Origin of the sequence: Providencia sp. PROV033 (genome assembly GCF_028484855.1) — a bacterium.
Taxonomy (GTDB): Bacteria; Pseudomonadota; Gammaproteobacteria; order Enterobacterales; family Enterobacteriaceae; genus Providencia; species Providencia alcalifaciens.
Genome location: NZ_JAMPSW010000042.1, coordinates 20,408 through 33,942 on the forward strand (window position 1 = coordinate 20,408; position 13,535 = coordinate 33,942).

Sequence of the window (13,535 nt, forward strand, 5' to 3'; positions counted from 1 at the left end):
TCCATACTAGGAGTTTATTATGAATGATAATATCGCTCGCAAGATGCGCCAAACTTATAATGTTGCGTATTGGGGCGGTGGTTACTATCAGGTGAATGAGCGCGGAAATGTCTGTGTTTGCCCAAATCCTGAAAACCCTGACACTTTTGTTGATTTAGCTGAATTAGTTTACCAAGTTAAAGAAGAGCAGGAGCACTTACGCTTACCTGCGCTGTTCTGTTTCCCTCAAATTTTGCAGCACCGTTTGCGCTCTATTAACGCAGCATTTAAACGTGCGCGGGAATCTTATGGTTATAAAGGTGACTATTTCTTAGTCTACCCCATTAAAGTTAACCAACAGCGCCGAGTCATTGAATCATTAGTGAATTCGGGTGAGCCTTTAGGGTTAGAAGCAGGTTCAAAAGCAGAGTTAATGGCCGTGTTAGCCAACGCGGGTCGTACTCGCACCGTGATTGTGTGTAATGGCTATAAAGATCGCGAATATATTCGTCTCGCCTTAATTGGCGAAAAACTGGGTCACAAAGTGTATCTGGTTATCGAAAAAATGTCTGAGATCGAGATGGTGCTAGAGGAAGCGAAAAAGCTGGAAGTGACGCCTCGTTTAGGCGTGCGCGCCCGTTTGGCGTCCCAAGGCTCAGGCAAGTGGCAAGCCAGTGGTGGTGAGAAATCCAAATTTGGATTGGCAGCGACCCAAGTTTTGCAACTAGTGGAGATTTTACGTAATGCGAACCGTTTGGATAGCCTGCAATTACTGCACTTCCATTTAGGTTCACAGATGGCGAATATTCGTGATATCGCAACAGGTGTTCGTGAGTCAGCACGTTTTTACGTCGAGTTGCACCAATTGGGTGTCAACATTCAGTGTTTTGACGTGGGTGGTGGCTTAGGCGTTGATTATGAAGGAACCCGCTCCCAGTCTGATTGCTCGGTTAACTATGGTCTGAACGAATACGCGAATAATGTCATTTGGGCGATTGGTGATGCGTGTGAAGAGTTTAACTTGCCTCATCCAACCGTAATCACCGAATCTGGTCGTGCGTTAACGGCTCACCATACGGTTTTAGTCTCTAACGTCATTGGTGTTGAGCGTAACGAATTTACGAAAACCACACCACCTAGTGAGGATGCTCCGCGTTCACTGGTCTCGTTATGGGAAACGTGGGAATCCATGCAGCATCAAGGTAACAGCCGCTCTTTACGTGAATGGCTGCATGATAGCCAGTTTGACCTGCAAGAAGCACATACTCAGTATGCACATGGTGTATTGGACTTAACACAGCGCGCATGGGCAGAAGAGCTATACTTGAATATCTGTCGCCGTATTCAGCAAGATTTAGACCCAAGTAATCGCGCTCACCGTCCAATTATCGATGAGCTGCAAGAGCGTATGGCGGATAAATTCTATGTGAACTTCTCGCTATTCCAATCGCTTCCTGATGCTTGGGGAATTGACCAAGTTTTCCCTGTTTTGCCGATTGAAGGCTTAGACAAGCCACTAGATAGACGCGCTGTATTACTGGATATTACCTGTGACTCCGACGGGATTATTGATCATTATGTTGACGGCGATGGGGTCGAAACCACCATGCCAATGCCAGCATATGATCCAGAAAATCCGCCGATGATTGGCTTTTTCATGATTGGGGCGTACCAAGAGATTTTAGGCAACATGCACAACTTGTTTGGCGATACCGCTGCCATTGATGTATGGGTCGATAGCCAAGGTAGTATGCGTTACTTGCAAAGCGAAGAAGGCGACTCTGTGGCTGATATGCTGCAATACGTGAAGTTGGTCCCTGAAGTGTTGCTAGAAAGCTTTATTGAGCAAGTTAAAGGCACCGGACTTAGCGATGAGCTACAAAAAGATTTTGTAAACGAATTTGAAAGTGGGTTGTACGGCTACACTTACTTAGAAGATGAATGATTAAGGAACAGTGATGATTAATAGCACATTAGGAAATCAGGTTGATAACTCACTGGTTTCAAACGCATTTGGTTTTTTACGTTTTCCGTTGAATTTCCAACCTTATAGCTCTGATGCGGATTGGGTGATCACGGGAGTGCCGTTTGATATGGCAACCTCAGGACGGGCGGGTAGCCGTCATGGACCTGCTGCTATTCGCCAAGTCTCAACTAACCTCGCGTGGGAAAGCCACCGCTGGCCATGGGATTTTAAATTAAAAAATAAGCTCAATGTGGTTGACTGTGGTGATGTGGTTTTTGCATTCGGTGATGCACAAGATATGTGCGATAAGTTGCAAGCACACACCGAAAAACTACTGGAATCAGGTAAGCGCTGTTTAACATTTGGTGGTGACCACTTTGTGACTCTGCCGTTACTGCGCGCTCATGCAAAACACTTCGGTAAAATGGCATTAGTGCATTTTGACGCACATACCGATACGTACGGTAATGGTAGCTTATATGACCATGGCACGATGTTCTATCATGCGCCGAAAGAAGGTTTGATTGACCCTAATCATTCAGTCCAGATTGGTATTCGTACTGAACATGATTCGGACAACGGCTTTACAGTGTTAGATGCCGCTCAAGCCAACGATCGTGGTGTCGAGGATATGGTTGCTCAGATCAAACAGGTCGTCGGTGATATGCCGGTGTATCTGACATTTGATATTGATTGTCTGGATCCGGCTTTTGCGCCAGGAACCGGAACCCCAGTCATTGGTGGGTTAACATCAGATAAAGCGTTAAAATTGTTACGTGGTATTCAATCCCTGAATATTGTTGGAATGGATGTGGTCGAAGTTGCTCCAGCGTATGACCAATCTGAAATTACGGCATTAGCTGCCGCGACTATCGCGTTAGAAATGTTGTACATCCAAGCGTCTAAGAAGTAAAACGCCATTGATAATATAGGGTGCCTCAATGTGTTCATTGGGGCACCTTTTTTATTGTTTAAAGGCTGTGCTCTTTCAGTTGGGCAAGGATTGAATATGCTTGTGTCCATAGCACGGACCCTGCTTCATGAGAAAATAGAAAATGTTCATTGTGGGGAAAACGCTGAGCGAGTGTTTTACCAAAATCCGGTGAATGAACAGCGCTGACATCTTGCTCGCCATACCAGAGTGCAACTGGGCAGTGAATATCTTCAGGATTAAATTGCCACGGTTGTAATGCTAGTAATAAATCCTGCACATAGCCTTGATTTCCCTGCATAAATGCGCGTTCCATACAATCACTGTAAGCAGCTAAAAAACTCTCTTCACTGTAAATTTGTTGATCAATTTCCGCACTGCAATTCAGAATAAATGCCAGTAGCCATTGTGATGTCACATTTCTCATTAGCCATTCAGATAGTGCCTCTGGCGTATGAATGGCTTGTTCCTGCATATTAATGACATCTTGTTTTAAATGATTTCTCGTTTCAGGAAACTCGAATTGATCTTGCCCAGAAACCAGTGATAGGGAAACAGGGGAACAGTAGTAGGCGAGTGCCATCGCAAAAACAGCACCTTGGGAGAAGCCAACGACTGAAAAAGACGGGATTTCCTGAGCATCGAGGAGTTGCTGAATATCTCTCGCAAAACGTTGTAGGGATTTATGCTCATCAAAGGCGGATTGACCTAATCCTGCACGCTCAGGGGTGATTAATCGAATATTGAGCTCATCAAGACGATCAATCCCAAAGCCAAGCGTACCGCTCATGCCAGCACCGGTACAAAAAATAACGGGAAAACCTTGTTCAGGTCCTGATTCATACCAACACAGAAGGCGCCCATCGGACAATTTCATCGACATGTGGCGAGTATTGGATATTTTGTTGCTATACATAATAAATACCTACAAGATAGAATTTTTAGTGCGACATGTTGATTTCTATCGCGAGTCATCAATGACTTTACAATTGTTATTTCCTATTTGCTAAAGCAGGTTTGTAGGGCAAATAAATGGGACCTGCTTTAGATCAGCTTAGAATTTTAAATTAAGAAATAAGCTAATTACAAAATATACGCTCAATTAAGGCTATTTTACAGTCAAAAGGACAATTTATGGCATTTTCAGACTCAGAAAAGCAAATTTTATTATCAGTAAAAGGTGTGGGACCGATGGTGATCAGCCGATTAGAACAAATGGGGTTTTCATCATTAGCGCAATTGAGTGAAGCCTCTTATGAAGAGATTCTTATTTCTGGTGCGGCATTAACGGGGTCGAGTTGTTGGAAAAATAGCCCTCAGGCTAAAAAAGCGGTGGAAGGCGCCATTGCCGCAGCTAAGGACGCCTTACGCTAAGGTCTCTATTATTGTTTGTTTTTCATTTTCCACTTTTTACTGCGCAGAATATTGAGCATCTGAACTGACATTGAGAAAAACATCGCAAAGTAGATATAGCCTTTCGATACGTGAACTTGAACGCTTTCAAGTAATAAGGTAAAGCCCACCAGAATTAAAAAGGATAAGGCGAGAATTTTGATTGAAGGGTATCGTTCGACAAAATCACCAATCGGCTTCGCGGCGAACATCATAATCATCACGGCCATAATCACGGCTGCCATCATAATAAAAAGATGGTCAGATAACCCGACTGCGGTGATCACGGAATCCAAGCTAAAGATAATATCCAAGATGGCTATCTGTACAATTGCCCCCCAAAAAGAGGTCACTTTTTTCTGAGCGATCCCATCATCATCTTCCCCTTCGATGGTATCGAAAATCTCCTGACTGGATTTCCAAATCAGGAATAGTCCTCCCGCACACAAGATAAGGTCACGAGCAGAAACGGTATGTTCAGCCAATGTAAATAGCGGCGTGGTAAGCCGTGCAAGCCACGCAATAGAAGCCAGTAGCGCTAAGCGCATTCCCATTGCGGCGATTAACCCAATGCGTCTGGCGCTGTTTTGTTGATGAGCGGGCAATTTACTGACGACAATACTTAAGAAAATAATATTATCGATACCCAATACGACTTCCAAAATTGTTAATGTTGCCAATGCCATCCAAGCATGGGGATCTAAGAACCACTCAAACATCTTATTGCCTTAAAAATGGAATAACGAATCGTCTGTTTTGGCACAGGCGATGCCTTGAACAATTAACCGAGATTAAAGTGCCGCGCTAATAATGGACCTGTAAAATCTTTTTTTAAATAGAAACCTCTCGGTAATGTCATTATTGGCTGTCCAAATTCACCAATACCTTCGGTTAGCGCTCTATTATTCGCCGCTTTGGGACGAATTTGTAGAACTTGTCCGTGACGAGCGGTGATGGTTTCGACTTTTCCCAGCACAATTAAATCCATTAACTCTTCCCAATCTTGGCGTAAAAGTTGTTCTTCAAGCGCAGAAGGGCTCCAAATCAGCGGGTTTGCAACACGTCGTTCAGCAAGCGGAATTTGACGTTCTCCCTCAATGGGAAACCATAGGATACGTGAAAGTTTGCGACGTACGTGGCTATTTTCCCATGTGAGTCCACTATTGCCAGTCAGTGGGGCAATAGAAACAAATGTGGTTTCTAAAGGGGCACCATGGCGATCAATGGGAATCGTTTTAAGCTCGACACCTATGTTCGCAAAATCTTGTTCGGCTTTACTGCCTGCGGTTGCACCTAAAAAATACTCTAACAAAGTACCGACCCAACCTTTATCTCGTTTAAGATCGGGAGGAATGGGGATCCCCGCTGCGGTGGCTAGCTCACCAAGTGTATAGCCCGCAAGGGTTTGAGCACGAGCGAGTAAGACTGTTTCATTTTCAGGCGGAGAAGGTGGTGTAAATGACATAGTCAGTAGAATGTAATTGTGTTTAAAAAATAACCAGAAAAATGGTCACAGGATAGGAAGAGTATAACACTTTTTAGTCACTGTATTTAACTGCATGATATATATATGTATATTGAATAATAATCACTGACGAAATTATGAATATTTAGGGTTATTCAACTTCATCCCAAGATAACCACAGGATCATGCACTAGGTTATCCACAGGATTTCTGGATAACTGTGAAAAACAGTGATTACTGTGTGCATTTACAGCCTTGACTAATGTCATTTATTGAAGCTCGTCACAAAAAGCGAGTAAGTTAAGTACATTCCTTGTGGATAAAACATGCATTGATTGATATTTGCTCAGTTAGACTCCTAAGAAAAAAACATCAAAAAGTAGACAGTGGATATCTCATGGGGAATTTATTTATCATCATGATTTATAATGTTTTATTTTTTTGTATGGTTTTTTGTTAGAAATGAACGATTAGGATATACCCTGATTACTATCTGGTTGTTAACATAGATATCCACAGAAAAAGTGAATAAAATCCATTTTACTCACGTTAACTGTTTATAACTATCATCAATTCTGTGTATTATCCTCAGTTGGCTTAAACCAAGCCGATTTAAAGTCAAACCAACCGAAGGTATTCATGCGAACACCTCGCATTGTTCTTTGCCCTTGAAGTTCTAACCAATGGTGAAAAATAGGATGGAAAACTTGGGAGTCAATTAAACTTTCACACCACGATTCAACATCCAATTTTTGCTGACGCCACAGTTGTAACTCTCCATCAAGGCTTTTTCCTAAACATTGGCGTAATAACGGCATTTCATACAAAGTGGCAAAGATAGAAAATTCGAGCGGCTTGTAAAAATTGGCTGTAGAGAGCCAAATATCACTTTCAGCATTACCATTAAACCAATCATCGTAGTCGACAATATTAATTTTTAACTCAACACCTTGGGTCTCCAATACCCGCTTCATAATTTGGCTTATCGCATAGAATTCATGATGATGGCGATAAAAAGTCACGGTTAGCTCTGTTAAATCTTCAGGTTTTGTACGCTGAGATAACATCTTACTGTGGTGCCAGTGAAGCAATAATCCATAGGCGGGCGCCCAATGACGTTGATAAAAAGATTCACAGTGTGCCAGTAAATTAACCGGTGTTAAGAAGCTGCACAGCCATTTACGAACATCTTCACGTTGAGATATGGCGGAACGCTGGTCGAATAACAGAAAATAGCATCCTTCTTCCATACGGCTCTCTAGCGAGTCATTGTGACGTTTGTCACCATCCATTTTTAATGTGGTGCAGACCATTTGCTCAGAAAGCTCAGGAACCACCCAAATTGTGACTTCATCCAGTAAGGCTCGATAGCCAAAGTAGCGATCAAATGCGCTGATGGTTAGCTTCTGCGGAATATTGGTTTCGACTACATAAGGACCGGTACCAATGGGGCGTTGGCTAAAGTGCTCAATGGTTTCCCACTCTTTAGGAAGTATCGCGGCGTGAGGGCTTCCGAGTAGCCAAGGAAATTGCGTATCAGGATGACTGAGATGGACATCGATAACATACGGTTGCGGTGAGGTGACGGTCTGAATATGGGAAAATAGTGGCCAGCAGCGTTTTAATCTGAGTAACGAATGAATGATATCATCCACTTGCATTTCACGCCCATGATGAAAGTAGATAGCAGGGCGTAAATAGAAACGCCACTGTTGGTCATTGATAGCTTGCCAGTGATGGGCAATACCATCTTCTACTTCCCCTTTTTCCTCATTTAAGTGGGTTAATCCATTAAATATTTGGCTCATTAAATGGATTTCAGAGCGACGCATTGGTGTGCCAGGTAATAAATTCGGGAAATCGCGATAATAAATGATACGTAGCAGGTTTTTCCCTTGCCGATAACTGCGCTCCAGCTCTGATAAGACCATCTGGCGAATCGTTTCTTTATCACCCACGAGGGCGACTAATTTTTCAATACTTTCTTCTTTTAATAACTGTTCTGCTTGTGCTTGCTGAAGCTCTAATCCATTGATATGAAAAATTAATGCGGAACGCTTTCCTCGTCCCGCTTCGGCTTGCCAACTGAGCCAACCATGAGCTTGCATATTATTGAGTAGCGTACGTACATGGCGACGAGAACAAAACAGGATCTCCGCAATATCTTGCAAAGTGGTTTCGCTGTTTTTTCCCTGAAAATGTTGCCACAAGCGAACAAATTGGGTTTGTAATCGAGAACTAGACATAAAAGAGGAACTCCGGAAAAAATTGCATCAATTTTAATATCCTATATTCCGTAGATAATAAGAGGCAGTAAGTAGCTCTATTGACCTGTCTGTTGCAGGTTTACTCCCCCATTTATTGAGTAATGGTATATTTACCAGCCGGTATGTGAATGCATATCGGCTTTTTTTCTTTTTTCTTCATATTTCACGTTGTGGCTGTGTTGGCTTCATTCGGCTACTCAGGTCACATACTGATGTATGCTCCCCGAGATATCCTCATTTTGTCGCCTTGCCACAACATGAACTATTTTGAGAAAACGGTTTGATTAAACCCAGAATCATGATTATTTGAAATCATGGCATATTCAGAATTAATGGGGAAGGATTTATTGGTGGGCGCGGTTTGTTGGAGTTGAGTTCTACTTTTATGAAGACAAATAGGTAAGAAAAAGCCCACCGAAGTGGGCTGGAGATTAATTCATAAAGGCGGGGAGTTTTTGTTCATAATCTTTAATTTGGTCGACGTGCTGTAATGTCAAACCAATACTATCTAAACCATTCATCATGCAATGGCGGCGGAAGCTGTCAATTTCAAAGGTATAAACTTTATCTCCTGCGGTAACGGTTTGTGCTTCTAAATCAACCGTAAATTGGCAACCTTCGTGGTTTTTAACATAGTTAAACATCTCATCAACTTGTTGCTCGCTTAATTTGATGGGCAACAATTGGTTGTTAAATGAGTTACCGTAAAAGATATCGGCGAAGCTTGGTGCAATAACGACTTGGATACCAAAATCAGTTAATGCCCACGGCGCGTGTTCACGGGATGAACCACACCCAAAATTCTCGCGAGCTAACAGAATGCTGGCACCTTTAAATACCGCTTTGTTCAAGACAAAGTCAGGGTTAGGTTGCTGCCCTTTATCATCTAAAAAACGCCAGTCATTAAATAAGTGCTGACCAAATCCGGTACGCGTGACTTTCTGCAAAAATTGTTTGGGAATAATCGCATCAGTGTCCACGTTCGCGGCATCTAAAGGGGCGACAATTCCAACATGCTTAATAAACTTATCCATGGTTTTCTCCTTTAGATTTGAATATCACGAACATCAGCAAAATGACCGTTGATAGCTGCTGCGGCTGCCATTGCTGGGCTAACTAAATGGGTACGTCCCGCACGACCTTGGCGACCTTCAAAGTTACGGTTGCTGGTGGATGCGCAACGTTCACCCGGATTTAAACGGTCATTATTCATGGCTAAACACATGGAGCAGCCGGGTAAGCGCCATTCAAAACCTGCTTCAATAAAGATTTTATCCAAGCCTTCTTGTTCTGCTTGAGCTTTAACAGGGCCGGAACCTGGAACCACAATAGCTTGCACACCAGACGCCACTTTTTTACCTTTCGCAATGGCTGCCGCAGCACGTAAATCTTCAATACGTGAGTTAGTGCAAGAACCGATAAAGACTTTATCAATTTTCACATCGGATAATTTAATACCGGACTCTAATCCCATATAGGCTAATGCTTTTTCTGCGGAAGCACGTTCAACAGGATCGGAGAAGGACGCTGGAGCAGGGATCGGCTGATTGATTGCTATTACTTGCCCAGGGTTGGTTCCCCAAGTAACTTGAGGGGCAATGGTACTCGCTTGGATAGTAATAACCTTATCGAATTTTGCATCATCATCCGTTTTCAAGGTTTTCCAGTAAGCGACAGCATCATCCCAGTCCTGACCTTTCGGTGCAAATTGGCGTCCTTTCATATAATTAAAAGTAGTTTCATCAGGGGCAATGATGCCCGCTTTAGCCCCTAATTCAATCGCCATATTACAGACGGTCATACGACCTTCCATACTTAAGTTTTCAATTGCTTCACCACAGAATTCAACGATGTAACCCGTTCCACCTGCGCTGCCAGTTGTACCAATAATCGCTAATACGATATCTTTGGCGGTGATCCCCGCAGGTGCTTGACCAACCACTTCAATTTTCATTGTCTTGGCACGGGCTTGTTTTAAGGTTTGTGTTGCCATTACATGCTCAACCTCGGACGTACCGATTCCAAAGGCTAATGCACCAAATGCGCCGTGGGTTGCGGTGTGAGAGTCACCACAAACAATGGTGGTGCCTGGCAATGTAATACCTTGCTCTGGTCCCATCACATGGACAATTCCTTGGCATGGATGGTTTAAGTCATATAAGGTTACGCCGAATTCTTCACAGTTTTTCATCAACTCTTGCATTTGAATGCGCGCCATATCGCCACAGGCATTAATGTCTTTTGTCTGGGTTGATACGTTGTGATCCATCGTGGCAAATGTTTTGCTTGGCTGATGTAATGGGCGGTTTTTGGTCCTTAAGCCATCAAATGCTTGTGGTGAAGTCACTTCATGTACCAGATGACGGTCGATATAAATTAAAGGGATTTCATTTTCGACTTCACGTACGACGTGAGCATCATATAATTTTTGATATAAAGTCTTCGACATATTAAACCCCTTCTTCAATATAACGGGCGATGATGTCACCCATTTCACTGGTACTGATTGATTGACCATCACCGGCTAAATCCGCAGTGCGATAGCCATTTTCTAATGCCTTATTGACAGATCTCTCGATGGCATCAGCCGCATCGGCTTGGTTTAAACTGAAACGCAATAACATCGATGCTGACAAAATTTGTGCGATCGGGTTAGCGATATTTTTGCCAGCAATATCCGGTGCTGAACCGCCTGCCGGCTCATATAAACCAAAGCCATCTGCGTTTAAGCTAGCGGAAGGTAACATGCCCATGGAACCAGTGATCATTGCGCACTCATCGGAGATGATGTCACCAAATAAATTCGAGCACAGCACCACATCAAACTGAGAAGGCGCTTTGATCATCTGCATCGCGGCGTTATCGATATACATATGGTTCACTTCAACATCTGGGTACTCTTTGGCAATTTGGTTAACCACTTCGCGCCATAATACGGAGCTTTGTAAAACGTTAGCCTTATCAATCGATGTCACTTTATGACTACGCTTGCGAGCAGACTCAAAGGCAATACGTGCAATACGTTCAATTTCATAGCGGTGATAAACTTCGGTATCGAAGGCAAACTCTTCCGCGCCTTCACCTTGACGACCTTTCGGTTGACCGAAATAAATTCCCCCCGTTAATTCACGGACGCATAAAATATCAAACCCTTGAGCAGCAATATCCGCGCGTAATGGGCAGAATGCTTCCAATGCTTGATATAAGCGAGCAGGGCGTAAATTGCTGAATAATTTAAAATGCTTGCGTAATGGTAACAATGCACCACGTTCAGGTTGACTATCTGGAGGCAAATGCTCCCATTTAGGACCGCCCACTGAGCCAAATAATACGGCGTCGGCTTCCTCACACCCTTTCACAGTGGCTTGTGGCAATGGCTCACCATGGTTATCAATGGCAGCACCGCCTACATCGTATTCTCTGGTTGAAATCGTAATAGCAAAACGCTTACTGATTGCATTCAATACCTTATGAGCTTGAGCCATCACTTCAGGACCAATTCCATCTCCTGACAATACTGCAATATTAAAATTCTTAGACATGTTTACACCGCTTCCTTTGTGTTGAATTGTGATGCTTGGTGAGAAATTTTATGCTTTTCTTTTTCAACTTGTTCTGCACGCCAGATACTATTTAATACATGAACCATGGCTTTTGCTGATGATTCAACGATATCCGTTGCTAATCCCATTCCATGGAAACGACGACCGAAGCATTCGGCGACGATATCCACTTGCCCTAATGCATTTTCTCCCTGACCTTTAGCAGATAATTGGTAAGAAACCAATTTCATTGGGTAATTTGTGATTTTGCTAATGGCTTGGTAGATGGCATCGACAGGACCATTCCCTGTGGCAGCCTCCGATTTTTCTGTTTCACCGCACTGCATTTTGACCGTGGCGGTTGCCACGATACTAGAGCCGGATTGTGTACTGAAGTAATCCATCACAAAGTGGTCAGTTTCATCTTGTTGTTTAGCAAAGAAGGCTAATGCTTCTAAATCATAATCAAACACTTGACCTTTTTTATCCGCTAAACTCAAAAATGCGGTGTACAGTTCATCCAAATTAAAATCTTTACCTTCGTGATACCCCATTTCTTCCATGCGATGTTTCACCGCAGCGCGACCAGAACGCGAAGTTAAGTTTAATTGCTGCGCTTTTAATCCAATGGATTCTGGCGTCATAATCTCGTAGGTTTCGCGATTTTTTAATACACCATCTTGGTGGATACCTGATGAGTGTGCGAAAGCATTGTTCCCCACAACGGCTTTATTAGCCGGGATTGGGGTATTACATAATTGGCTCACTAATTGGCTGGTGCGGTAGATTTCTTTGTGATTGATATTGGTGTGCACACCTAACATCTGTTCGCGTAATTTAATCGCCATAATCACTTCTTCTAACGCAGTATTACCGGCACGTTCGCCTAATCCATTAATTGTACCCTCTACTTGGCGAGCGCCTGCTTGAACTGCGCTGATGGAATTCGCGACTGACATGCCTAAGTCATCGTGGCAGTGTACCGAAATAATTGCTTTATCAATGTTAGGTACGCGTTCATATAAAGAAGAGATAATGCCGCCGAACTGATATGGCGTGGTGTAACCCACGGTGTCAGGAATATTAATGGTGGTCGCCCCTGCGCCGATCGCTGCTTCTACAATACGGCATAAGTTGTCGATATCAGTACGACCAGCATCTTCGCAAGAAAACTCGACATCATCGGTATAGCGTCGAGCACGTTTAATTGAGTTGATAGCCATATCCATCACCCCATCGAACGTTTTATTTAATTTCTTTTGCATGTGCAAGTTGGAGGTGGCTAAGAACACATGGATACGGAATGCTTCGGCGACTTTCAAGGATTCCGCAGCAACATCAATATCATTTTCAACACAACGTGCTAATGCGCAGATGCGGCTATTTTTGATTTCACGCGCAATAGTTTGGACAGATTCGAAATCACCAGGCGATGAGACAGGGAACCCAGCTTCAATAACATCGACACCTAAGCGCTCTAAAGCGAATGCAATTTGCAGCTTTTCCTTCACGGATAAGCTGGCTTGTAATGCTTGTTCGCCGTCACGTAAGGTCGTATCGAAGATGATAACTTGGTTGCTCATAATGTGTTCCTCATAGACTAAATTTTGTTGTTATTGATTCTGTTTGCTTGGTTCCCATCTAGCCGCAGGCATAAAAAAACCCGCTGGTTGCGCGGGCTTTTTCATGTTTGTGGACAGTGTTTGTTATTTTCTATCCATAAGCATACCGCGCAATTTGTCTGCGAGTAGTAGTAGGCTTAGTAGGCGGATAGAAAATGTCATGGATAACTGTCTCTCATATAATTTCAACTAATCTGTTTTTATTGATACGTGATTTCAATAATGTTGTCAAACTTAATTTTCTGAAGCGCATATTCTACGATCGGGAGTTTTAGGGCGTAATTGGATGTTACGTCTAATATTTATAATTTCTATGATGTTTTTACCTATATTTGCAGGTGGTTGTTAGTTTAAAATTCCGCCTAAAAATT

11 protein-coding genes are annotated in these 13,535 nt (G+C 43.0%); 3 read left to right on the forward strand and 8 right to left on the reverse strand.

The features are described 5' to 3' along the window. Positions 1–19: 19 nt before the first annotated feature. Together speA and speB are read left to right on the forward strand one after the other, a co-directional pair. Positions 20–1,924: a biosynthetic arginine decarboxylase gene (gene speA, locus PSF16_RS09250; protein WP_006660732.1), complete on the forward strand. Its 1,905-nt coding sequence runs from the start codon at positions 20–22 to the stop codon at positions 1,922–1,924. 13 nt (positions 1,925–1,937) lie between these two features. Continuing rightward, on the forward strand, positions 1,938–2,858 hold the full coding sequence (gene speB, locus PSF16_RS09255; protein WP_006661143.1) for an agmatinase: 921 nt from the start codon (positions 1,938–1,940) through the stop codon (positions 2,856–2,858). A gap of 58 nt (positions 2,859–2,916) precedes the next feature. Here the strand turns inward: speB and PSF16_RS09260 are convergent, their stop codons facing one another. After that, positions 2,917–3,792, reverse strand: a complete 876-nt coding sequence (locus PSF16_RS09260; protein ID WP_036961757.1) for an alpha/beta hydrolase — start codon at positions 3,790–3,792, stop codon at positions 2,917–2,919. A gap of 218 nt (positions 3,793–4,010) precedes the next feature. On the opposite strand from PSF16_RS09260, the gene PSF16_RS09265 reads away from it, so the two are divergent. Then, positions 4,011–4,250 (forward strand): hypothetical protein, encoded by a 240-nt coding sequence (locus tag PSF16_RS09265; protein ID WP_006661145.1) that lies wholly within the window; start codon positions 4,011–4,013, stop codon positions 4,248–4,250. An 8-nt stretch (positions 4,251–4,258) separates the two neighbouring features. Here PSF16_RS09265 and PSF16_RS09270 read toward each other — a convergent pair whose 3' ends face one another. The 7 genes from PSF16_RS09270 to leuA form a co-directional block, all read right to left on the reverse strand. Continuing rightward, complete coding sequence (locus tag PSF16_RS09270) at positions 4,259–4,987, reverse strand: TerC family protein (protein WP_006660736.1); 729 nt, start codon at positions 4,985–4,987, stop codon at positions 4,259–4,261. Between the two features lie 62 nt (positions 4,988–5,049). Continuing rightward, positions 5,050–5,733: a DNA mismatch repair endonuclease MutH gene (gene mutH / locus PSF16_RS09275; RefSeq protein ID WP_272689155.1), complete on the reverse strand. Its 684-nt coding sequence runs from the start codon at positions 5,731–5,733 to the stop codon at positions 5,050–5,052. Between the two features lie 569 nt (positions 5,734–6,302). Further along, positions 6,303–7,979, reverse strand: a complete 1,677-nt coding sequence (gene sgrR, locus PSF16_RS09280) for an HTH-type transcriptional regulator SgrR (RefSeq protein WP_006661147.1) — start codon at positions 7,977–7,979, stop codon at positions 6,303–6,305. A gap of 452 nt (positions 7,980–8,431) precedes the next feature. Beyond that, positions 8,432–9,034, reverse strand: coding sequence for a 3-isopropylmalate dehydratase small subunit (leuD, locus tag PSF16_RS09285; protein ID WP_006660740.1), 603 nt, complete (start codon positions 9,032–9,034; stop codon positions 8,432–8,434). A gap of 11 nt (positions 9,035–9,045) precedes the next feature. Further along, on the reverse strand, positions 9,046–10,449 hold the full coding sequence (gene leuC / locus PSF16_RS09290; protein ID WP_272689156.1) for a 3-isopropylmalate dehydratase large subunit: 1,404 nt from the start codon (positions 10,447–10,449) through the stop codon (positions 9,046–9,048). 1 nt (position 10,450) lies between these two features. Beyond that, on the reverse strand, positions 10,451–11,542 hold the full coding sequence (gene leuB, locus PSF16_RS09295; RefSeq protein ID WP_036978490.1) for a 3-isopropylmalate dehydrogenase: 1,092 nt from the start codon (positions 11,540–11,542) through the stop codon (positions 10,451–10,453). Positions 11,543–11,544: 2 nt separating this feature from the next. After that, positions 11,545–13,125 (reverse strand): 2-isopropylmalate synthase, encoded by a 1,581-nt coding sequence (gene leuA, locus PSF16_RS09300; RefSeq protein WP_006660743.1) that lies wholly within the window; start codon positions 13,123–13,125, stop codon positions 11,545–11,547. Between the last annotated feature and the right edge of the window lie 410 nt (positions 13,126–13,535).